The organism is Maribacter spongiicola (genome assembly GCF_052119685.1).
GTDB classification, from domain to species: domain Bacteria; phylum Bacteroidota; class Bacteroidia; order Flavobacteriales; family Flavobacteriaceae; genus Maribacter; species Maribacter spongiicola_A.
This window is the reverse complement of the sequence record NZ_JBGQOO010000001.1, coordinates 436,812-455,951: the sequence shown is the minus strand read 5'-3', so window position 1 is coordinate 455,951 and position 19,140 is coordinate 436,812. Positions and strand designations below refer to the sequence as shown.

The window sequence follows — 19,140 nt, the reverse complement described above, 5'->3', positions numbered from 1 at the left end:
TTTTAATTTTTTAAAATGTTGCTTTTACAGACATACCGAATCTTCTAGAACCTGGGCTATTGATAAAATCAAAACCAAGTGCATTACCTACACCAACTCCAAGATTTTCAGGGTCAAAATTTACACCTTTAGGAACATTGATACCTCTAAACCATAGGTTTTGTCCGCTTACAGATACGCTTAAAGAACCGAAAGGAGTCTTTTCTAACGCTTTACTAGGGACAGAATAACCTAATCTTAATTCTCTCAAACGAATTGTACTACCGTCATAAACTTGTAATTCATTTGGTCCGAATGCAACGTTACTGAAGTAATAATCAGAGTTGTTAATTTGAATATCATTTACTGAACCATCTGCCTTAACACCAGGTAAAATGAAAGTAGAAACACGATCTTGAGTATCTGTTGTTAAACCTCTACCTACTAGTGCCGATATTGTACTTGCGTATACATCACCACCATGTCTATAAGAAATATCGAAGTTAAAAGAGAAGTTTTTGTAATTAAAGCCATTGCTTACGTTAAGTCTCCAATCTGCGTTAGGATCACCTATTTCGAACAATCCATTTTCTTCTACATAACTACCTGTACTGGCAACTACTTTGTTACCATTATCGTCTCTTAATACTCTACTGCCTAAAATTACACCAAAAGGTCTGTTAGGTACGGCGAAGTTAGAAAGATCGGTGAATAAACCACCAATGTTAATGTTATCAGTATCAGCACCCAAGTCGATTACAGTAGATTCATCTGCAGTGAAGTTACCAGTTACGTCCCAGCTAAAACTACCTGGATTTTCGCTACGGAATAAAGAAACACCTAAATCTAATTCAATACCTTTTGCTTGAACTTCACCAATGTTGGTTACAGTTGTAGAATAACCCGTAGATGGATCTAAAGGTTGCTCAGATATTAAGTCGGTAGTCGATTTCTTATAAACCGATACATCTAAAGATACTCTATTTTTTAAAAATCTTGATTCAACTCCAAATTCAACCTCAGTTAATAATTCTGGGGTAAGACCTGGGTTTGCTAGGTCATCATCAACAGTAATCGAAGAAACCAAATTACCACCAAGAAGGAAGTCTCTAGTATCTAATACCGCTTTAGAAGCTACCGGGTAACCTGAGGCGAAACCTGCAGAAGTACCGTAACCTGCTCTTAATTTTAAGAAATTAAGTCCGTTTTGTGATTGTAAACCATCGATTAAAGCAGTTGGTAAAATAGATAAACTCGCAGAAGGGTAAGTTATTGAATTTTCAATAAAATTAGATACCCAGTCATTTCTAGCTGCTAAAGTTAAATAAGCAAAATTGTCATAACCAAATTCAGCTTGTGCATATACACCCATGATATTTTGTGTACGATCGCTTTGTAATGGGTCACCTACTGAATTCAGTAAAGATGATTGAGTTGCAAAGTTATAATGCTTAAACACACCGAAAATTGACTGTTGATCACTAGTAACCCCTTGTCTAGAGAATTCTGTTCTTCTAGAAGTGGCACCTAAGTTAACGTTCATGTCTAACTTTTCAGTTAATTGCCACATACCATTAATCTGTGCAGTATGATCCCAAATAGTGTTTTTGTTATCATATGTTTGGTATCTACCTTGTATGTACCCTTCAGCACCACCTTTGTTTTGACCAATTTCGTTACGTTCTGTATAGAAATCAATACCAGTTCTAAAAAAGGCGTTAATGTTGTCATTAATTTTATACGTGAATTGAGCACTACCAAAAACTCTATTTGTTACCTGGTTTGCAAATGCATTTTCTGCTGTCCATCTTGGGTTTTGAATATCGTTACCACCTCTGTAGTATACACTGCTACCATCAATAGGGCTTTGAAAAGGAAGACCCATTAAATCAACACTTCTTGGAGTAAAGAATAAATGACCAAATACGGATGCGCCCGCACCTGTAGAGCCATTACCTAAACTTGCAGAAATTGGAGGCGATTTTACATCACTTTTAGTAAAGTTCATCGTACCGTTTACGGTAAATTTGTTGCTCAATTCAGCTTTACCACCAACACTAATAGTAGTTCTCTGTAATTTGTTGCCAGGTGTAAAACCTTGGTCACTTAAGTTACCAAGACTAGCGCTATAAGAAACTTTCCCATCTTCAGAAGATCCAGTTGCGTTTACTGAGTTGTTTGTAACCGTTCCTGTACGGAAGAAATTCTTAACACTATCATACGCTTTGTATTCATATGTTTCACCTTGAAATTCAGGGAAAGCAGCACTAACACCTGCATTTACAGAATACGGATGATTAATTAAAAGTGTACCGTCAGCTGTTGTGCCCGCGTAAGCAGATCCAAAACTACCAGGTTCATCTATACCAAAATCAGGACCCCAGTTACTAAAAAAAGCACCATACGCTTGATCAAAACCGTTACCATACTGATCTTGATAATCAGGTAAAGTAGATACTTGATTAAAGAAGATAGAAGAAGTTACCGTTATTTCAGATTTCTTTTTACCTGTTCCTGCAGCACCTGCTTTGGTGGTAATTAAGATAACACCATTTCTACCAGCAGTACCATACAAGTTAGCCGCAGCTAAACCCTTTAATACGTTTACATTAGCAATGTTGTTAGGGTCTAAATCTAAAAATCTACTAGAACCTACGTTCCCATCAATGGCAGAACCTTGTGCATTCGTATCAGAACTAAAAGGAACACCATCAACAATAAATAAAGGTTGATTAGAACCAGAAATAGAGGTAAAACCACGAATAATAATGTTAGTAGCAGAACCTGAAACACCACTGGCAGCATTAATTAAAACACCAGAAGCCTTACCGTTAAGTACTCTACCTACATCACCTTCTGCTTTTTGCTCCAAGTCTTCTTCACCTACAGAAGATACAGCATAACCAAGAGATTTCTTTTCTCTTTTGATACCTTGTGCTGTTACAACCACTTCTTCAAGTGCTTGGGCATCTTCTTCCATGGTTACATTTACAGTACTTGATGCGCCAACTGCTTGGCGAACTGCTTTCTGTCCAATGTAAGTAAATAATAAGGTTTCGCCTTGTGAGGCCATAATAGAATAGTTACCATCAAAATCAGTTTGTGTACCTGTCGTGGTACCCTGGACTACAATGTTAACTCCGGGCAAAGGAAGCCCTCCTTGATCAGTAACCGTACCGGATACTGTTTTTTGTTGTGCAAAAGAAATATGCACAACTAACGCTAGTAGTAGCGTTAACAATCCATTTAGTTTTGTTCTCATTTTTAAATTATTTGAATTAGCTAGCAGCAAACATCACAATAATGTGTTAATAAAGCAAGAGAATTTTAATAAAACTTTAAGAAGATGTTATAAAATCAGAAGTTACAGATAAAACACGATCCATATTTAAAGTTATATAATTCGATAGGTATTTTTTTATCATATTCGCAATTCTGTAGAAAATATCAGAAAAAGCTGCTATTTATTCAATTTTAATTCTATCTAGATTTATTAGGTATTTGCAATATTTTTAAGGGTAAATTAACAATCGTTTATTAATGTTAATTTTTATCGAATTAAAAAAAAATGAAAATAAATGCAACTTGGTTTGAATGTTAGTGAAATATTACTACATTTGCCGACCCTTAAAGTAGGGGTAATTTTTATATATTATTATAGTATGCCAACAATATCACAATTAGTACGAATAGGAAGAGAGACGATTACTAAGAAGAGTAAATCGGCTGCTTTGGATTCGTGTCCTCAAAGAAGGGGTGTTTGTACACGTGTTTATACTACCACGCCAAAGAAACCAAATTCAGCTATGAGAAAAGTAGCAAGGGTTAGGTTAACTAACGGTAAGGAAGTAAATGCTTACATTCCGGGAGAGGGTCACAATCTTCAAGAGCACTCGATAGTATTAGTAAGAGGCGGAAGAGTTAAAGATTTACCAGGAGTAAGGTATCATATTGTACGTGGTGCATTGGACACAGCAGGTGTGGCCGGTAGAACACAACGTAGATCTAAATATGGTGCAAAACGCCCTAAGAATTAATTAAACTTGTTTAAAAGGAAGTAATGAGAAAAAGACAGGCAAAGAAAAGACCACTTTTACCAGATCCAAGATTCAACGATCAATTGGTGACACGTTTCGTCAATATGATGATGTGGGATGGTAAAAAATCAGTTGCTTTTGGTGTTTTTTACGATGCAATAGATATCGTAGATGCAAAGAAGACTGATGAAGAGAAGACGGCTTTAGAGCTTTGGAAAGATGCATTAAGTAATGTTATGCCTCACGTAGAAGTTAGAAGTAGAAGAGTTGGTGGTGCAACATTTCAAATTCCAATGCAAATTAGACCAGACCGTAAAATATCAACAGCTATGAAGTGGTTGATTAGTTATGCAAGAAAGCGTAACGAAAAAGGTATGGCTCAAAGGTTGGCTGGCGAAATATTAGCAGCAGCTAAAGAAGAAGGTGCAGCGGTTAAGAAAAGAACTGATACACATAAGATGGCTGAAGCAAACAAAGCATTCTCTCACTTTAGATTCTAATCGGAAATGGCAAGAGATTTAAGATATACAAGAAATATTGGTATTGCAGCTCATATTGATGCTGGTAAAACCACGACGACCGAACGTATTCTTTTTTATACGGGAGTTAGTCATAAGATAGGTGAGGTTCATGATGGCGCTGCTACTATGGACTGGATGGAGCAGGAGCAAGAAAGAGGTATTACTATTACTTCTGCTGCTACTACATGTGAATGGAAATTTCCAAAAGAAAATGGTGAACCAACTGCTGAGGCAATGGATTATCATTTTAACATTATCGATACCCCTGGTCACGTTGATTTTACTGTAGAGGTGAATCGTTCTTTACGTGTATTAGATGGTCTAGTCTTTTTATTTAGTGCTGTTGATGGTGTTGAGCCACAATCAGAAACTAACTGGAGATTAGCTGATAATTATAAAGTTCCAAGAATTGGATTTGTAAACAAGATGGACCGTCAAGGTTCTAACTTTCTTATGGTTTGTAAGCAAGTTAAAGAAATGCTTGGTTCAAATGCAGTTCCAATAGTACTTCCGATCGGCGATGAGTCAGATTTTAGAGGTATTGTTGATTTAGCAAAGAACAGAGCTATTGAATGGCATGAAGAGGGCTTTGGTGCCACTTTTGATGTTATTGATATTCCTGAAGATATGAAGGCTGAGGTAAGGGAGTATAGAGCTGCCTTAATTGAAGCTGTTGCAGAATATGATGAGAATTTGATGGAGAAATTCTTCGAAGATGAAGATTCTATCACTGAAGAGGAAGTGCATGCTGCTCTAAGGGCTGCTGTAATGGACCGTGCAATCATACCTATGATTTGTGGTTCTTCGTTTAAAAATAAAGGTGTTCAATTTTTATTGGATGCTGTTTGTAGATATTTGCCTTCTCCTATGGATAAGGAAGCGATAGAGGGTGTTAATCCTGATACAGGTGCGGTTGAAAAACGTAAGCCTAGTGTAAAGGAACCTTTTGCAGCATTAGCTTTTAAAATTGCTACTGATCCTTTCGTAGGTAGATTAGCTTTCTTTAGAACGTATTCTGGTCGTTTAGATGCTGGTTCATATATATTGAATAACCGTTCAGGTAAAAAAGAACGTATTTCACGTATTTATCAAATGCATTCTAATAAACAAAATGCTATCGATTATATCGAAGCAGGTGATATTGGTGCAGCTGTAGGTTTTAAGGATATTAAGACTGGTGATACCATGTCTGATGAGAAGCATCCAATTGTTTTAGAGAGTATGAACTTTCCAGAACCTGTAATTGGTATTGCTGTTGAGCCTAAAACTAAAGCTGATGTAGATAAGTTAGGAATGGCTTTATCTAAATTAGCAGAAGAGGATCCAACTTTTCAAGTGAAAACTGATGAAGCTTCTGGTCAGACTATTATATCTGGAATGGGTGAGTTGCACTTAGATATTATTGTTGACCGTTTAAGAAGAGAATTTAAAGTAGAGGTGAATCAAGGTGAGCCTCAAGTAGAATACAAAGAAGCTTTAACTAAAACAGCTTCACATAGAGAAACTTATAAAAAGCAATCTGGTGGACGTGGTAAGTTTGGTGATATTGTATTCGAAATGGGACCTGCTGATGAAGATTTCGAAGGTGAAGGACTTCAGTTTGTTGATCAGATAAAAGGTGGTCGTATTCCTAAAGAATTTATTCCATCTGTTGAGAAAGGTTTTGCTTCGGCAATGCAAAATGGACCTTTAGCTGGTTATGAAATGGATTCTATGAAGGTTATACTTAAAGATGGTTCTTTCCATGCTGTGGATTCTGATGCGCTTTCGTTTGAGTTAGCTGCAAAAATGGGTTACAAAGCTGCGGGTAAAGCTGCGGGTGCCGTAATTATGGAGCCAATTATGAAGTTAGAGGTTATTACTCCAGAAGAAAACATGGGTGATATCGTTGGAGATTTAAACAGACGTAGAGGAACTATTGGTAACATGAGCGATAGAGCTGGTGCAAAGGTTGTTAAAGGTACTGTGCCATTATCTGAAATGTTCGGATATGTTACATCTCTTAGAACATTATCTTCAGGTCGAGCTACTTCAACAATGGAATTTTCACATTATGCAGAGACACCTTCCAATATTTCAGCGGAGGTTATCAAAGCAGCAAAAGGTATAACAGCTTAAATTTAGGACATGAGTCAGAAAATTAGAATAAAACTAAAATCTTACGATCACAATTTGGTAGATAAGTCTGCTGAGAAGATTGTAAAAACGGTAAAGACTACCGGTGCTGTTGTAACAGGACCAATTCCTTTACCAACACATAAAAAGATATTTACGGTTTTACGTTCACCTCACGTGAATAAGAAATCAAGAGAGCAGTTCCAATTAAGTTCTTATAAGAGATTATTGGATATCTATAGCTCTTCATCTAAGACTATTGATGCACTTATGAAGTTAGAACTTCCAAGTGGTGTTGAAGTTGAGATAAAGGTATAAGTAAATGTCTTTCCCATTTATGGGTTAGACTACATGTCCTAAGCTGCGTGCGAGGGAAAAACGGAAAAAATAATTTAGGGTTAAATTATTTTGACCCTATTTTTTTACAAAGAATTTAATAAGTAATAATTAATATAAATAAGTATGTCTGGGTTAATAGGAAAGAAAGTAGGCATGACCAGTATTTTTGACGAGAATGGAAAAAACATTCCATGTACCGTTATCGAAGCTGGACCATGTGTAGTTACCCAAGTCAGAACCATTGAGGTCGACGGGTATAGTGCCCTTCAACTTGGTTTCGATGACAAGGCAGAAAGTCGTGCTATTAAGGCTGAATTAGGCCATTTTAAAAAAGCAGGTTCTTCTCCCAAGAAAAAAGTCATTGAATTCCGAGATTTTGAAGGTGAGTTTAAATTAGGTGACACCGTAGGTGTTGACGTTTTCGCTGAAGGTCAGTTCGTAGATGTTGTAGGAACATCTAAGGGTAAAGGTTTTCAAGGTGTTGTTAAACGCCACGGATTCGCTGGGGTTGGTCAAGCAACTCATGGTCAGCATAACAGACTTAGAGCTCCAGGTTCTATTGGTGCTGCATCATATCCAGCTAGAGTATTTAAGGGTATGAAAATGGCCGGTAGAATGGGTACTGATCGTGTAACGGTTCAGAACCTTAGGATTTTAAAAGTAGTTCCAGAAAAGAATCTTTTAGTAGTAAAAGGTTGTGTTCCGGGCCATAAGAATGCTTATGTAACTATACAAAGGTAGATGTAATGAAGATAGCAGTTTTAGATATTAAAGGAAAAGACACAGGTAGAAAGGCAAACCTTTCTGATGATGTTTTCGCTATAGAGCCTAATGATCACGCAGTTTACCTAGATGTTAAGCAATATTTGGCTCATCAAAGACAGGGAACGCACAAAGCTAAAGAAAGAGCTGAGATCGCTGGTAGTACGAGAAAAATTAAAAAACAAAAAGGTACTGGTACTGCGAGAGCAGGTAGTATTAAATCACCAATATTTAGAGGTGGTGGTAGAATATTCGGTCCAAGACCTAAGGATTATACCCAGAAGTTAAATAAAAACTTGAAGCGTTTGGCAAGAAAATCTGCACTTTCTTTAAAGACTAAAGAAAATGCAATTTTAGTAGTTGAAGACTTCGATTTTGATACTCCAAAAACTAAAGATTTTATTAATGTTTTGAAGACGTTAGGTCTTGAGAATAAAAAGTCTTTAATAGTGTTGGGTGATTCAAATAAAGGTGTATATTTGTCTTCGCGTAATTTTAAAGGCTCAGAAGTTATAACTAACTCAGAATTAAGTACTTACAAAATTCTACATGCTAATAGTGTGGTATTGTTAGAGAGCTCTTTAGAAGGAATTGAATCGAACTTAAATAAACAATAATATCATGAGTGTGTTAATAAAACCAATTATAACGGAAAAAATGACTGCTGATAGCGAGTTGAATAACCGTTATGGATTCGTGGTTAACCCTAAGGCTAACAAGTTGCAGATTAAAGATGCGGTTGAAGCTACTTATGGTGTTTCTGTGAAGAAGGTTCGTACAATGAATTACGGTCCTTCAAGAAAATCCAGATATACAAAAACTGGTGTACAACATGGTAAAACAAATGCTATTAAAAAAGCAATTGTTGATGTGGTAGAAGGTGATATTATCGATTTTTACAGTAATCTATAAAGACAAGAAATGTCAGTTAGAAAATTAAAACCAATCACTCCAGGACAGCGTTTTAGAGTAGTAAATGGATTTGACGCCATTACTGCTGATAAGCCGGAGAAAAGCTTGCTTGCTCCGTTAAAAAAGTCGGGAGGTAGAAACAGTCAAGGAAAGATGACCATACGCCAAAAAGGTGGAGGTCATAAAAGAAGGTATCGTGTAATAGATTTTAAGAGAGATAAGCAAGATGTGCTTGCTACTGTTAAAACTATAGAGTACGATCCAAATAGAACTGCATTTATTGCTCTTTTGGAATATGCAGATGGTGAAAAGCGTTATGTAGTCGCTCAAAATGGTTTACAAGTTGATCAGCAGGTTTCTTCTGGTTCAGCTGTTGCCCCCGAGATCGGTAATGCAATGCCATTAAGTGAGATTCCTTTAGGAACTATAATTTCATGTATTGAGTTGAGACCTGGTCAAGGTGCTGTTATGGCGCGTAGTGCTGGTACTTTTGCTCAACTTATGGCAAAAGATGGTAAGTTCGTTACTGTTAAAATGCCATCTGGTGAAACAAGATTAATTCTTTCAGGTTGTATGGCAACTATTGGGGCTATGTCTAATTCGGATCATCAATTACTGGTATCAGGTAAAGCTGGTAGAAGTAGATGGTTAGGTAGAAGACCAAGAACTAGACCGGTAGCGATGAACCCTGTCGATCACCCAATGGGTGGTGGTGAAGGTAGAGCTTCGGGTGGTCATCCAAGATCGAGAAACGGTATACCTGCTAAAGGATACAGAACTCGTTCTAAGACAAAGAGCACCAACAAGTATATAATAGAACGTAGAAAGAAATAAAAAAGTAGAAAGAAATGGCACGTTCACTAAAAAAAGGACCTTACGTTCACTATAGCTTGGAGAAGAAAATCCAACAAAGTGTATCATCCGGTAAAAAAGCGGTAATAAAAACCTGGTCTAGAGCTTCTATGATAACTCCTGATTTTGTTGGGATGACAATAGCGGTTCATAACGGAAAACAATTTGTACCTGTTTTTGTAACAGAAAACATGGTAGGACATAAACTTGGGGAATTCTCACCAACAAGATCTTTTAGAGGTCATGTAGGAGCGAAAAACAAAGGAAAAAAGTAAGCTATGGGAGTTCGTAAAAAACAGATGGCCGAAAGAATTAAGGCTGATAAGAAGAAGGTAGCTTTCGCAAAGTTGAATAACTGTCCTACTTCACCTAGAAAAATGCGTTTAGTTGCTGATTTAATTCGTGGTGTAAAAGTAGAGCAAGCTTTAGCTATTTTAAGGTTTAACCCTAAAGAAGCTTCTAGAAAGTTAGAGAAATTGTTGCTTTCAGCTTTAGCAAATTGGCAGGCAAAAAATGAAGAGGCAAGTTTAGAAGATGCTGATTTAATTGTAGCTGAGATTAGAGTTGATGGTGGGGCAATGCTTAAAAGATTGCGTCCTGCTCCACAAGGTAGAGCACATAGAATTAGAAAACGTTCAAACCATGTTACTTTGGTTTTGGGGTCAAAAAATATAACAGAAAACTAGGATGGGACAGAAAACAAATCCAATAGGAAATCGTCTAGGAATCATTAGAGGTTGGGAATCTAACTGGTATGGTGGTAACGATTACGGAGATAAATTGGCTGAGGATGATAAAATACGTAAGTATATTCATGCCAGACTTTCTAAAGCTAGTGTTTCAAGAGTTATAATAGAACGTACTCTTAAATTAATCACTGTAACTGTAACTACTGCTAGACCTGGTATTATTATCGGTAAAGGTGGTCAGGAAGTTGATAAGTTGAAAGAAGAGTTGAAGAAAATCACCGGTAAGGAGGTTCAAATCAACATTTTTGAAATAAAAAGACCCGAGCTTGATGCAAATTTAGTAGCAGCAAGTGTTGCTCGTCAAATAGAAAGTAGAATTTCTTTTAGAAGAGCTATAAAAATGGCAATCGCCGCTGCAATGCGTATGAATGCTGAAGGAATCAAGATTCAAATCTCTGGTAGATTGAACGGTGCTGAAATGGCACGTTCAGAATCATATAAAGATGGTAGAATTCCTTTATCGACCTTTAGAGCAGATATTGATTATGCTTTACAGGAAGCTCAAACAACATATGGTAAACTTGGTATAAAAGTTTGGATTATGAAAGGTGAGGTATACGGTAAAAGAGATTTATCACCATTAGTAGGAATGGAAAAAGATTCTGCTAAAGGCGGTAAGCAAGAAGGTGGAAGAAAACAACGTCGTAGAAAGTAATTTTTTAAAGAACTAAAGTAATGTTACAACCGAAAAGAACGAAGTTCCGTAAAATGCAGAAAGGCCGTATGAAAGGTCTTGCTGGTAGAGGACACCAACTTTCAAATGGTATGTTCGGTATAAAGAATGTTGATGATGCTACATTTTTGACTTCACGCCAAATAGAAGCTGCTCGTATTGCTGCTACTAGATTTATGAAGAGAGAAGGTCAATTGTGGATTAAAATATTTCCAGATAAGCCGATTACCAAAAAGCCATTAGAAGTACGTATGGGTAAAGGTAAAGGTGCGCCAGAATATTTTGTAGCTGTGGTTAAACCAGGTAGAATAATGTTCGAAGTGGCCGGAGTTCCTATGGAAGTAGCAAAAGAAGCTTTAAGATTAGCGGCTCAAAAACTTCCTGTTAAAACAAAATTCATTGTAGCTCGAGATTACGAGGGCGGAAATTAAACGTAAGGAATAATGAAAAAACAAGAGATTAAAGAAATGTCTGTAGAAGGACTTACGGAGAAATTTGCCGAGTATAAGAAGCAACATGCAGATTTGAAAATGGCACATTTTGTAACTCCGTTAGAAAATCCACTTCAGATTAGAAAAGTGAGGAGAACGGTAGCAAGATTAGCCACTGAATTAACTAATAGGGAAAACCAATAATTGGTGGGCTTTATGGAAAAAAGAAACTTAAGAAAAGAGAGAGTAGGAGTTGTCACTAGTAATAAAATGGAGAAATCTATTGTTATTGCCGAAGTGAAAAGAGTAAAACATCCTATGTACGGTAAATTCGTTTTGAAGACAAAGAAATATGTTGCACATGACGAAAAGAACGATTGTAACATTGGTGATACTGTAAAGATCATGGAAACTCGTCCTATGAGTAAAACCAAATGTTGGAGATTAGTAGAAATCTTAGAAAGAGCTAAATAAGTTATGTTACAGCAAGAATCTAGACTAAAAGTAGCGGATAACACAGGAGCAAAGGAAGTTTTAACTATCCGTGTTCTTGGTGGTACCAAAAGAAGATATGCTTCAATAGGTGACAAAATTGTTGTTACTGTTAAAGAGGCAACTCCAAACGGAGGTATCAAGAAAGGTGCGGTTTCAACTGCTGTTGTAGTTCGTACAAAGAAAGAGGTTAGAAGACCTGATGGGTCTTATATAAGATTTGATGACAACGCTTGTGTTTTATTGAATCCTGCCGGAGAAATGAGAGGAACTCGTGTTTTTGGACCTGTAGCAAGAGAGCTTAGGGATAAGCAGTTCATGAAGATTGTATCATTGGCCCCAGAGGTATTATAATATAACGGACAAGATGAAAAAGTTAAAAATCAAAACAGGGGATACGGTAAGAATTACTGCTGGTGACCATAAAGGTACTGAAGGTAAAGTGATGCGTGTGGATCTTGAGAAAAATAAAGCCATCGTTGAAGGTGCCAATATGGTGTCTAAACATGAGAAGCCTAGTGCTAAAAACCCTCAAGGTGGTATTGTAAAAAAAGAAGCTTTAATCCATATTTCTAACTTAGCTTTAATCGACAGCAAGTCTGGCGAGGTAACAAGAGTAGGTTACGAAATGAAGGATGGTAAAAAAGTTAGGGTTTCCAAAAAATCCAATGAAGTAATTTAGTTATGGCATACGTTGCAAGATTAAAGAAAGAGTATAAGGAGCGAATAGTAGCTGCCCTTACCGAAGAGTTTGGTTACAGTAATGTAATGCAGGTTCCTAAGTTAGAGAAGATAGTAATGAGTAGAGGTGTAGGAGCTGCTGTTGCTGACAAGAAACTTATTGACCATGCAATAGATGAAATGACTATGATAACGGGTCAAAAAGCCGTTGCTACAATGTCTAAAAAGGATGTTGCTGCCTTTAAATTAAGAAAAGGTATGCCAATTGGTGCAAAAGTTACCTTGAGAGGTGAGCGTATGTACGAGTTTTTAGATCGTTTGGTTACTTCTGCATTACCACGAGTAAGAGATTTTCAAGGTATCAAAGCTACAGGGTTTGATGGTCGTGGAAATTATAACCTTGGTGTAACAGAGCAAATTATTTTTCCTGAAGTTAATATTGATAAAATCAATAGAATTAACGGTATGGATATTACATTTGTAACTTCTGCAGAAACAGACAAAGAAGCAAAATCATTATTAACAGAATTAGGTTTACCTTTTAAAAAGAATTAGTATGGCTAAGGAATCAATGAAAGCCCGTGAGAGAAAAAGGGAAAGAACTGTAGCAGTTTATGCTGAAAGACGTAAAGCTTTGAAAGAAGCTGGAGACTATGAGGCGTTACAGAGATTGCCTAAAAATGCATCTCCGGTACGTTTGCATAATAGATGTAAATTAACTGGAAGACCTAAAGGTTACATGAGAACTTTTGGTATTTCAAGGGTGAAGTTCAGAGAGATGGCAAATGCCGGTTTAATACCAGGTGTTAGGAAAGCTAGCTGGTAAGAATAGAATTATTAATGGATTCAGGTTTAGCTTAAGTGCTGAAAACCGTTTCCGAATTATATACATATGGTAACAGATACTATTGCAGATTACCTAACGAGAGTTAGAAACGCGAGTAGAGCGGGACATAGGGTTGTTGAAATTCCTGCGTCGAATCTAAAAAAAGAAATTACTAAAATATTATTCGATCAAGGATATATTTTAAGTTACAAGTTCGAAGAGAGCAAAGTACAAGGGACTATTAAAATAGCTTTGAAGTACGATAAGGTTACAAAAGAACCTGTCATCAAGAAAATACAGCGTATCAGTAAGCCTGGACTTAGAAAGTATGCAGGTAACGAAGATTTACCTCGTGTTTTGAATGGTTTAGGTGTTGCAATTGTTTCTACATCTCACGGTGTAATGACAAGTAAGCAAGCAAAGGCAGAAAAAGTTGGTGGTGAAGTTTTGTGCTACGTTTATTAATTGATTAAAGATTTAGAAAATGTCTAGAATAGGTAATAATCCAGTCGCAATTCCTGAAGGAGTTACAGTTGAAATCAACGACAATATCATTTCTGTTAAAGGAAAGTTAGGTGAGTTGGTTCAAGAGTTCTCAGGAGTTTTGATTAAAGTAGAAGACGGTGAGGTTTTTGTAACAAGACCTTCTGATTCTAAGGAGCACAAAGCAAAGCACGGTTTATATAGATCACTAATCGTTAATATGGTTGAAGGTGTTTCTAAAGGTTGGGCTAAAGAGTTAGAGTTGGTAGGTGTAGGTTATAGAGCAAGTAATCAAGGTCAAAAACTTGATTTAGCTTTAGGTTTTTCTCACAATATTGTTTTCGATATTGCCCCAGAGGTAAAAGTAGAAACAGTTTCTGATAAAGGTAAGAACCCTATTGTAAAGCTTACCTCACATGACAAACAATTAGTTGGTCATGTTGCAGCAAAGATTAGATCTTTCCGTAGTCCTGAGCCTTACAAAGGGAAAGGAATTAAGTTTGTAGGTGAAATATTAAGAAGAAAAGCTGGTAAGTCAGCTTAATAAAGGATATTATGGGATTATCAAAAACACAAAGAAAATTAAGAATCCGACGTAGAATACGTAAGGTTTCTTCTGGAACTGCAGTTAAACCAAGATTATCTGTATTTAGAAGTAACAGCGAAATATACGCTCAAGTTATAGACGACGTTAACGGAGTCACTTTAGTATCCGCTTCTTCAAGAGATAAGGATATCGCAAAAGTAAAAGGAAATAAAACCGAGATTGCTGCTTTGGTTGGTAAAACAATCGCTGAGAAATCTGTAAAAGCTGGCTTAGAAAAAGTAGCTTTTGATAGAGGAGGTAATTTGTATCATGGAAGAGTAAAATCTTTAGCTGATGGTGCAAGAGAAGCAGGACTAAAATTCTAATATACTAGTATGTTCCAAAAATATAAAAACGTAGAAACTGTTAAGCCAGGTGGTTTAGATTTAAAAGATAAATTAGTTGGTATTCAACGTGTAACCAAGGTAACAAAAGGTGGTAGAGCATTCGGTTTTTCTGCAATTGTTGTTGTAGGTGATGAGAATGGTGTTGTAGGTCACGGTTTAGGTAAATCAAAAGAAGTTGCAACGGCTATCGCTAAAGCAATTGAAGATGGTAAAAAGAACTTGGTACGTATTCCTTTAAATAAGGGTACTCTACCTCACGAGCAAAAAGGTAAATTTGGTGGAGCTAGGGTTTATATCCAACCTGCATCTCATGGTACCGGTGTAATTGCTGGTGGTGCTGTAAGATCGGTATTAGAGTCTGTAGGTGTACATGATGTACTATCTAAATCTCAAGGATCATCAAATCCGCATAACGTTGTAAAAGCAACATTCGATGCTTTGCTACAACTTAGAGATGCAAAGACTATTGCTACACAAAGAGGTGTTTCTTTAGAAAAAGTATTTAAAGGTTAAGAGGAAAATTATGGCAAAGATTAAAGTTACACAGAGAAAAAGTGGAATTAAGAAACCTCAAAATCAAAAAAGAACTTTAGAGGCTCTTGGTTTAAAAAGAATTGGTCAGGTTGTTGAACATGATGATACACCGAACATTCTTGGAATGATAAATAAAGTTAAACATTTAGTTTCCACAGAGGAAGCTTAAATATTAGAATAAAATGGGTTTACATAATCTACAGCCTGCAGAAGGTTCAGTTAATAGAGACGGAAAACGCCTTGGAAGAGGTCAGGGTTCTGGAAAAGGAGGAACAGCTGCAAGAGGTCATAAAGGAGCAAAATCAAGATCTGGTTATTCTAAGAAAATTGGTTTTGAAGGTGGTCAAATGCCTTTGCAACGTCGTGTACCTAAGTTTGGTTTTACGAATATAAATCGTAAAGACTACCAAGGGATCAATTTAGAGAAATTGCAGGAACTTGTTGATAATAAGATTTTAACTAATGAGGTTTCGTTAGATCTTTTGATCGAGAATGGTTTAGTTGGTAAAAATGATTTAGTGAAAATTTTAGGTAATGGTGAATTAAAGGCACCTCTAAAAATTTCAGTACATAAATTTACAGCATCTGCCAAAGCAGCTATAGAGGCAGCAGGTGGTGAAGCAATAAGTTTGTAAGCATAAACGAGAGCATGAAGAATTTTATTGATACAATATCCAATATTTGGAAGATAGAAGAGCTAAGAAATAGAATTCTTATTACGTTGGGTCTTTTGTTAGTTTATCGTTTTGGTTGTCAAATTGTACTTCCGGGTATTGATTCGACTCAATTAGGTGGATTGACAGATAGTACTGATCAGGGTATTTTTGGTCTTTTAAATGCATTTACAGGAGGGGCTTTTGCTAATGCTTCTGTTTTTGCTTTGGGTATCATGCCTTATATTTCAGCTTCTATTGTAGTTCAGTTGATGGGTATAGCGATACCTTATCTTCAGAAGTTACAAAAAGAAGGAGAAAGTGGTCGTAAGACAATTAATCAAATTACTAGATGGTTAACCATCGGTATTTGTATTGTTCAAGCTCCTGCATACTTATACGGTTTAGAAGCGTTCGGTGTTAGAGATAGTGCATTTTTATTAGGTAAAGGATTAGATTTTATGGTTCCTGCTGTTATTATATTGGTAACAGGTACCGTATTTGCCATGTGGTTAGGTGAGAAGATTACTGATAAAGGTATTGGTAATGGTATTTCATTGTTGATTATGATCGGTATCATCGCAACAATGCCACAGTCTTTTGTTCAGGAATTTATTTCAAGAACAACTGATAATAATGGTGGTTTAATGTTTATTCTTATTGAAGTGATTATTTGGTTCTTAGTTATTTTAGCTTGTATACTATTAGTAATGGCTACAAGACAAATACCTGTACAATATGCAAGACGTACCGCTTCTGGTGGATATGAAAAGAACATAATGGGATCTAGACAATATATTCCGTTAAAGCTAAATGCTTCTGGAGTAATGCCTATAATCTTTGCTCAAGCAATTATGTTTGTGCCAGGTTTAATAGGAGGTGCTTTTGATGATACTTCCTTTGGACAGTGGATGCAAGTGCAGTTCAGTGATATTTTCGGATGGGCATATAACTTGCTATTTGCAATATTGATTATAATCTTTACATATTTCTATACCGCAATTACTGTTCCTACCAATAAAATGGCAGATGACCTTAAAAGAAGTGGTGGATTTATTCCAGGAATACGTCCTGGTAAAGAAACTGGAGATTATTTAGATAAGATTATGTCTTTAATAACGTTACCTGGATCTATTTTCTTAGCTTTGCTGGCTATTTTACCGGCGATAGTTGTTAAGTTAATGGATGTTCAAGCTGGTTGGGCTTTATTTTATGGTGGTACTTCCCTTTTAATTATGGTGGGTGTAGCTATTGATACGGTACAACAGGTTAATTCATATTTATTGAATAGACATTATGATGGATTAATGAAAACGGGTAAAAATAGAAAAGTAGCATAATTTATGGCTAAACAGGCAGCAATAGAACAAGATGGATCTATTATCGAAGCATTATCAAATGCAATGTTTCGTGTAGAATTGGAGAATGGACATGTGGTAACAGCGCATATATCAGGTAAGATGCGTATGCACTATATTAAACTATTACCTGGAGATAAGGTTAAATTGGAGATGAGTCCGTATGACCTTACAAAAGCAAGAATTACATATAGATACTAAGATACAAGATGAAAGTAAGAGCATCAGTTAAGAAGAGAAGTGCCGACTGCAAGATTGTTCGCAGAAAAGGCAGGTTGTACGTAATCAACAAAAAGAATCCTAGATTTAAACAAAGACAAGGGTAATTATGGCAAGAATCGCAGGTATAGATATACCAAAACAAAAGAGAGGCGTAATCGCCTTAACCTACATTTTTGGAATTGGAAGAAGTAGGTCGCAAGAAATATTGAGTAAAGCCCAAGTTAGCGAAGATACTAAGGTTTCTGATTGGAATGATGATGAAATAGGTCGTATTAGAGATGCTGTTTCTGAATTCGTAATCGAAGGTGAGTTACGTTCGGAAACTCAGTTGAACATTAAGCGTTTAATGGATATTGGCTGTTATAGAGGTATTCGTCATAGATCAGGTTTGCCTTTAAGAGGTCAACGTACTAAGAACAACTCTAGAACTAGAAAAGGAAAGCGTAAAACAGTTGCTAACAAGAAGAAAGCAACTAAATAATAATTAGGTATGGCAAAGGCAAGTACTAAAGTTACCAAGAAACGTAAAGTTATAGTTGATTCTGTTGGTGAGGCCCACATAAGTGCATCTTTCAACAACATCATCATCTCTTTGACTAATAAAAAAGGAGATGTTATCTCTTGGTCGTCTGCTGGTAAATTAGGTTTCAGAGGTTCTAAGAAAAATACACCGTATGCTGCGCAAGTAGCTGCTGAAGATTGTTCTAAAGTAGCTCATGAAGCAGGTTTAAGAAAAGTTAAGGTTTATGTAAAAGGTCCAGGTAATGGTAGAGAATCTGCTATTAGATCCTTACATAACGCCGGTATCGAAGTAACAGAAATTATTGATGTTACTCCAATGCCTCATAACGGATGTAGACCTCCTAAGAGAAGAAGAGTTTAATTAATTACTAATATATTTCACCGAAAGTGTAGTTACGATTATCGAAGGATAAGCCTTAATTCATAGTCTCACTTTCAAATTAAAAGAAAATGGCAAGATATACAGGACCAAAATCAAAAATCGCCCGTAAATTTGGCGAAGCAATTTTCGGAGATGACAAATCTTTCGAAAAAAAGAATTACCCTCCAGGACAACACGGTAATAACAGAAGAAGAGGTAAAAAATCTGAGTACTCTGTTCAATTAATGGAGAAGCAAAAAGCTAAATATACTTACGGTATTTTAGAAAAACAATTCAGAAACTTATTCCAGACTGCTAAGAGAAAAGAAGGTGTTGCTGGTGAAATTTTACTTCAATTATGTGAATCTCGTTTAGATAACGTGGTTTTCAGAATGGGAATTTCTCCAACTAGAAGCGGTGCAAGACAATTAGTATCTCACAGACACATTACGGTTAACGGTGAGTTGGTAAACATACCTTCTTACTCATTAAAAGCAGGAGATGTTGTTGGTGTTAGAGAAAAATCTAAGTCATTACAAACTATACAAGATTCATTGACTGCAAGTAGCGCAGTTTATGAGTGGATTTCATGGAATAGCGAAAAGAAGGAAGGTACTTATGTTACTATTCCTGAGAGAATGCAAATTCCTGAAAATATCAAAGAACAATTAATCGTGGAGTTATACTCTAAATAAACAACACCGA

31 protein-coding genes are annotated in these 19,140 nt (G+C 36.3%); 30 read left to right on the top strand and 1 reads right to left on the bottom strand.

What is annotated here, in order from left to right; genetic code table 11:
• Positions 1-10: 10 nt before the first annotated feature.
• Positions 11-3,241 (bottom strand): SusC/RagA family TonB-linked outer membrane protein, encoded by a 3,231-nt coding sequence (locus ACEN2N_RS01975; protein WP_441822744.1) that lies wholly within the window; start codon positions 3,239-3,241, stop codon positions 11-13.
• A gap of 400 nt (positions 3,242-3,641) precedes the next feature.
• Between ACEN2N_RS01975 and rpsL the strand changes: the two genes are divergently transcribed.
• The 30 genes from rpsL (at position 3,642) to rpsD (ending at position 19,130) form a co-directional block, all read left to right on the top strand.
• Positions 3,642-4,016 (top strand): 30S ribosomal protein S12, encoded by a 375-nt coding sequence (gene rpsL / locus ACEN2N_RS01970; RefSeq protein ID WP_027064832.1) that lies wholly within the window; start codon positions 3,642-3,644, stop codon positions 4,014-4,016.
• A gap of 23 nt (positions 4,017-4,039) precedes the next feature.
• Positions 4,040-4,516: a 30S ribosomal protein S7 gene (gene rpsG / locus ACEN2N_RS01965; RefSeq protein WP_133686477.1), complete on the top strand. Its 477-nt coding sequence runs from the start codon at positions 4,040-4,042 to the stop codon at positions 4,514-4,516.
• A gap of 6 nt (positions 4,517-4,522) precedes the next feature.
• Positions 4,523-6,655, top strand: a complete 2,133-nt coding sequence (fusA, locus tag ACEN2N_RS01960) for an elongation factor G (RefSeq protein ID WP_441822743.1) — start codon at positions 4,523-4,525, stop codon at positions 6,653-6,655.
• Between the two features lie 9 nt (positions 6,656-6,664).
• Positions 6,665-6,970 carry a 30S ribosomal protein S10 gene (gene rpsJ / locus ACEN2N_RS01955; protein ID WP_007094989.1) on the top strand — a complete coding sequence of 102 codons (306 nt, stop codon included), beginning with the start codon at positions 6,665-6,667 and terminating at the stop codon, positions 6,968-6,970.
• Between the two features lie 144 nt (positions 6,971-7,114).
• The gene (gene rplC, locus ACEN2N_RS01950; protein ID WP_133686479.1) at positions 7,115-7,732 is read left to right on the top strand and encodes a 50S ribosomal protein L3; all 618 of its coding nucleotides are present in this window, start codon (positions 7,115-7,117) and stop codon (positions 7,730-7,732) included.
• 5 nt (positions 7,733-7,737) lie between these two features.
• Positions 7,738-8,370, top strand: a complete 633-nt coding sequence (gene rplD, locus ACEN2N_RS01945) for a 50S ribosomal protein L4 (RefSeq protein ID WP_133686480.1) — start codon at positions 7,738-7,740, stop codon at positions 8,368-8,370.
• A 4-nt stretch (positions 8,371-8,374) separates the two neighbouring features.
• On the top strand, positions 8,375-8,665 hold the full coding sequence (gene rplW, locus ACEN2N_RS01940; protein ID WP_027064827.1) for a 50S ribosomal protein L23: 291 nt from the start codon (positions 8,375-8,377) through the stop codon (positions 8,663-8,665).
• A gap of 9 nt (positions 8,666-8,674) precedes the next feature.
• Positions 8,675-9,499: a 50S ribosomal protein L2 gene (gene rplB / locus ACEN2N_RS01935; protein ID WP_133686481.1), complete on the top strand. Its 825-nt coding sequence runs from the start codon at positions 8,675-8,677 to the stop codon at positions 9,497-9,499.
• 14 nt (positions 9,500-9,513) lie between these two features.
• Entirely contained in the window at positions 9,514-9,792 is a 279-nt protein-coding gene (rpsS, locus tag ACEN2N_RS01930) for a 30S ribosomal protein S19 (protein ID WP_133686482.1), read from the top strand.
• A gap of 3 nt (positions 9,793-9,795) precedes the next feature.
• Positions 9,796-10,203: a 50S ribosomal protein L22 gene (rplV, locus tag ACEN2N_RS01925; RefSeq protein ID WP_133686483.1), complete on the top strand. Its 408-nt coding sequence runs from the start codon at positions 9,796-9,798 to the stop codon at positions 10,201-10,203.
• A gap of 1 nt (position 10,204) precedes the next feature.
• Positions 10,205-10,921 (top strand): 30S ribosomal protein S3, encoded by a 717-nt coding sequence (gene rpsC / locus ACEN2N_RS01920; protein WP_133686484.1) that lies wholly within the window; start codon positions 10,205-10,207, stop codon positions 10,919-10,921.
• A 20-nt stretch (positions 10,922-10,941) separates the two neighbouring features.
• Positions 10,942-11,370 (top strand): 50S ribosomal protein L16, encoded by a 429-nt coding sequence (rplP, locus tag ACEN2N_RS01915; RefSeq protein ID WP_027064822.1) that lies wholly within the window; start codon positions 10,942-10,944, stop codon positions 11,368-11,370.
• Positions 11,371-11,382: 12 nt separating this feature from the next.
• On the top strand, positions 11,383-11,574 hold the full coding sequence (gene rpmC, locus ACEN2N_RS01910; protein WP_027064821.1) for a 50S ribosomal protein L29: 192 nt from the start codon (positions 11,383-11,385) through the stop codon (positions 11,572-11,574).
• A 12-nt stretch (positions 11,575-11,586) separates the two neighbouring features.
• The gene (gene rpsQ / locus ACEN2N_RS01905; RefSeq protein ID WP_027064820.1) at positions 11,587-11,844 is read left to right on the top strand and encodes a 30S ribosomal protein S17; all 258 of its coding nucleotides are present in this window, start codon (positions 11,587-11,589) and stop codon (positions 11,842-11,844) included.
• A gap of 3 nt (positions 11,845-11,847) precedes the next feature.
• Positions 11,848-12,216 carry a 50S ribosomal protein L14 gene (rplN, locus tag ACEN2N_RS01900; RefSeq protein ID WP_027064819.1) on the top strand — a complete coding sequence of 123 codons (369 nt, stop codon included), beginning with the start codon at positions 11,848-11,850 and terminating at the stop codon, positions 12,214-12,216.
• Between the two features lie 13 nt (positions 12,217-12,229).
• The gene (gene rplX, locus ACEN2N_RS01895; protein WP_441822742.1) at positions 12,230-12,544 is read left to right on the top strand and encodes a 50S ribosomal protein L24; all 315 of its coding nucleotides are present in this window, start codon (positions 12,230-12,232) and stop codon (positions 12,542-12,544) included.
• 2 nt (positions 12,545-12,546) lie between these two features.
• A complete protein-coding gene (gene rplE, locus ACEN2N_RS01890; RefSeq protein WP_133686486.1) occupies positions 12,547-13,098 on the top strand; it encodes a 50S ribosomal protein L5 in 552 nt (183 codons plus the stop codon).
• Between the two features lies 1 nt (position 13,099).
• Entirely contained in the window at positions 13,100-13,369 is a 270-nt protein-coding gene (gene rpsN, locus ACEN2N_RS01885) for a 30S ribosomal protein S14 (protein WP_423997969.1), read from the top strand.
• 66 nt (positions 13,370-13,435) lie between these two features.
• Positions 13,436-13,834: a 30S ribosomal protein S8 gene (rpsH, locus tag ACEN2N_RS01880; RefSeq protein ID WP_133686488.1), complete on the top strand. Its 399-nt coding sequence runs from the start codon at positions 13,436-13,438 to the stop codon at positions 13,832-13,834.
• A gap of 19 nt (positions 13,835-13,853) precedes the next feature.
• Positions 13,854-14,396, top strand: a complete 543-nt coding sequence (gene rplF / locus ACEN2N_RS01875; RefSeq protein ID WP_423997971.1) for a 50S ribosomal protein L6 — start codon at positions 13,854-13,856, stop codon at positions 14,394-14,396.
• 11 nt (positions 14,397-14,407) lie between these two features.
• Complete coding sequence (gene rplR, locus ACEN2N_RS01870; protein WP_441822741.1) at positions 14,408-14,764, top strand: 50S ribosomal protein L18; 357 nt, start codon at positions 14,408-14,410, stop codon at positions 14,762-14,764.
• A gap of 9 nt (positions 14,765-14,773) precedes the next feature.
• Entirely contained in the window at positions 14,774-15,298 is a 525-nt protein-coding gene (gene rpsE / locus ACEN2N_RS01865; protein ID WP_058103817.1) for a 30S ribosomal protein S5, read from the top strand.
• A 10-nt stretch (positions 15,299-15,308) separates the two neighbouring features.
• Positions 15,309-15,488, top strand: a complete 180-nt coding sequence (rpmD, locus tag ACEN2N_RS01860) for a 50S ribosomal protein L30 (RefSeq protein WP_133686491.1) — start codon at positions 15,309-15,311, stop codon at positions 15,486-15,488.
• Positions 15,489-15,501: 13 nt separating this feature from the next.
• Positions 15,502-15,954 (top strand): 50S ribosomal protein L15, encoded by a 453-nt coding sequence (gene rplO, locus ACEN2N_RS01855; protein ID WP_441822740.1) that lies wholly within the window; start codon positions 15,502-15,504, stop codon positions 15,952-15,954.
• A gap of 14 nt (positions 15,955-15,968) precedes the next feature.
• Positions 15,969-17,312, top strand: a complete 1,344-nt coding sequence (gene secY, locus ACEN2N_RS01850; RefSeq protein ID WP_441822739.1) for a preprotein translocase subunit SecY — start codon at positions 15,969-15,971, stop codon at positions 17,310-17,312.
• A gap of 3 nt (positions 17,313-17,315) precedes the next feature.
• Complete coding sequence (infA, locus tag ACEN2N_RS01845; protein ID WP_013305172.1) at positions 17,316-17,531, top strand: translation initiation factor IF-1; 216 nt, start codon at positions 17,316-17,318, stop codon at positions 17,529-17,531.
• A gap of 8 nt (positions 17,532-17,539) precedes the next feature.
• Entirely contained in the window at positions 17,540-17,656 is a 117-nt protein-coding gene (ykgO, locus tag ACEN2N_RS01840) for a type B 50S ribosomal protein L36 (protein WP_013305171.1), read from the top strand.
• Between the two features lie 2 nt (positions 17,657-17,658).
• Positions 17,659-18,033 carry a 30S ribosomal protein S13 gene (gene rpsM, locus ACEN2N_RS01835; RefSeq protein ID WP_441822738.1) on the top strand — a complete coding sequence of 125 codons (375 nt, stop codon included), beginning with the start codon at positions 17,659-17,661 and terminating at the stop codon, positions 18,031-18,033.
• A 9-nt stretch (positions 18,034-18,042) separates the two neighbouring features.
• Positions 18,043-18,435: a 30S ribosomal protein S11 gene (gene rpsK, locus ACEN2N_RS01830; RefSeq protein ID WP_027064807.1), complete on the top strand. Its 393-nt coding sequence runs from the start codon at positions 18,043-18,045 to the stop codon at positions 18,433-18,435.
• A gap of 89 nt (positions 18,436-18,524) precedes the next feature.
• The gene (rpsD, locus tag ACEN2N_RS01825; protein WP_423997983.1) at positions 18,525-19,130 is read left to right on the top strand and encodes a 30S ribosomal protein S4; all 606 of its coding nucleotides are present in this window, start codon (positions 18,525-18,527) and stop codon (positions 19,128-19,130) included.
• The last annotated feature ends 10 nt before the right edge of the window (positions 19,131-19,140 follow it).

Excerpts from the sequence above, each read along its gene's own strand:
- rpsD (WP_423997983.1), top strand. The coding sequence starts at position 18,525 with ATGGCAAGATATACAGGACCAAAATCAAAAATCGCCCGTAAATTTGGC.
- rplW (WP_027064827.1), top strand. The coding sequence starts at position 8,375 with ATGAGTGTGTTAATAAAACCAATTATAACGGAAAAAATGACTGCTGAT.
- secY (WP_441822739.1), top strand. The coding sequence starts at position 15,969 with ATGAAGAATTTTATTGATACAATATCCAATATTTGGAAGATAGAAGAG.
- rpsE (WP_058103817.1), top strand. The coding sequence starts at position 14,774 with ATGTTCCAAAAATATAAAAACGTAGAAACTGTTAAGCCAGGTGGTTTA.
- ACEN2N_RS01975 (WP_441822744.1), bottom strand. The coding sequence starts at position 3,241 with ATGAGAACAAAACTAAATGGATTGTTAACGCTACTACTAGCGTTAGTT.
- rplD (WP_133686480.1), top strand. The coding sequence starts at position 7,738 with ATGAAGATAGCAGTTTTAGATATTAAAGGAAAAGACACAGGTAGAAAG.
- rpsM (WP_441822738.1), top strand. The coding sequence starts at position 17,659 with ATGGCAAGAATCGCAGGTATAGATATACCAAAACAAAAGAGAGGCGTA.
- rpsK (WP_027064807.1), top strand. The coding sequence starts at position 18,043 with ATGGCAAAGGCAAGTACTAAAGTTACCAAGAAACGTAAAGTTATAGTT.
- rpsC (WP_133686484.1), top strand. The coding sequence starts at position 10,205 with ATGGGACAGAAAACAAATCCAATAGGAAATCGTCTAGGAATCATTAGA.
- rpsG (WP_133686477.1), top strand. The coding sequence starts at position 4,040 with ATGAGAAAAAGACAGGCAAAGAAAAGACCACTTTTACCAGATCCAAGA.
- rpmC (WP_027064821.1), top strand. The coding sequence starts at position 11,383 with ATGAAAAAACAAGAGATTAAAGAAATGTCTGTAGAAGGACTTACGGAG.
- rplV (WP_133686483.1), top strand. The coding sequence starts at position 9,796 with ATGGGAGTTCGTAAAAAACAGATGGCCGAAAGAATTAAGGCTGATAAG.
- rpsN (WP_423997969.1), top strand. The coding sequence starts at position 13,100 with ATGGCTAAGGAATCAATGAAAGCCCGTGAGAGAAAAAGGGAAAGAACT.
- infA (WP_013305172.1), top strand. The coding sequence starts at position 17,316 with ATGGCTAAACAGGCAGCAATAGAACAAGATGGATCTATTATCGAAGCA.
- rpsH (WP_133686488.1), top strand. The coding sequence starts at position 13,436 with ATGGTAACAGATACTATTGCAGATTACCTAACGAGAGTTAGAAACGCG.
- rplF (WP_423997971.1), top strand. The coding sequence starts at position 13,854 with ATGTCTAGAATAGGTAATAATCCAGTCGCAATTCCTGAAGGAGTTACA.
- rplR (WP_441822741.1), top strand. The coding sequence starts at position 14,408 with ATGGGATTATCAAAAACACAAAGAAAATTAAGAATCCGACGTAGAATA.
- rplB (WP_133686481.1), top strand. The coding sequence starts at position 8,675 with ATGTCAGTTAGAAAATTAAAACCAATCACTCCAGGACAGCGTTTTAGA.
- rplX (WP_441822742.1), top strand. The coding sequence starts at position 12,230 with ATGAAAAAGTTAAAAATCAAAACAGGGGATACGGTAAGAATTACTGCT.
- rplN (WP_027064819.1), top strand. The coding sequence starts at position 11,848 with ATGTTACAGCAAGAATCTAGACTAAAAGTAGCGGATAACACAGGAGCA.
- rplC (WP_133686479.1), top strand. The coding sequence starts at position 7,115 with ATGTCTGGGTTAATAGGAAAGAAAGTAGGCATGACCAGTATTTTTGAC.
- rplE (WP_133686486.1), top strand. The coding sequence starts at position 12,547 with ATGGCATACGTTGCAAGATTAAAGAAAGAGTATAAGGAGCGAATAGTA.
- rpsL (WP_027064832.1), top strand. The coding sequence starts at position 3,642 with ATGCCAACAATATCACAATTAGTACGAATAGGAAGAGAGACGATTACT.
- rplP (WP_027064822.1), top strand. The coding sequence starts at position 10,942 with ATGTTACAACCGAAAAGAACGAAGTTCCGTAAAATGCAGAAAGGCCGT.
- fusA (WP_441822743.1), top strand. The coding sequence starts at position 4,523 with ATGGCAAGAGATTTAAGATATACAAGAAATATTGGTATTGCAGCTCAT.
- rplO (WP_441822740.1), top strand. The coding sequence starts at position 15,502 with ATGGGTTTACATAATCTACAGCCTGCAGAAGGTTCAGTTAATAGAGAC.
- rpsJ (WP_007094989.1), top strand. The coding sequence starts at position 6,665 with ATGAGTCAGAAAATTAGAATAAAACTAAAATCTTACGATCACAATTTG.
- rpsS (WP_133686482.1), top strand. The coding sequence starts at position 9,514 with ATGGCACGTTCACTAAAAAAAGGACCTTACGTTCACTATAGCTTGGAG.
- rpsQ (WP_027064820.1), top strand. The coding sequence starts at position 11,587 with ATGGAAAAAAGAAACTTAAGAAAAGAGAGAGTAGGAGTTGTCACTAGT.
- rpmD (WP_133686491.1), top strand. The coding sequence starts at position 15,309 with ATGGCAAAGATTAAAGTTACACAGAGAAAAAGTGGAATTAAGAAACCT.
- ykgO (WP_013305171.1), top strand. The coding sequence starts at position 17,540 with ATGAAAGTAAGAGCATCAGTTAAGAAGAGAAGTGCCGACTGCAAGATT.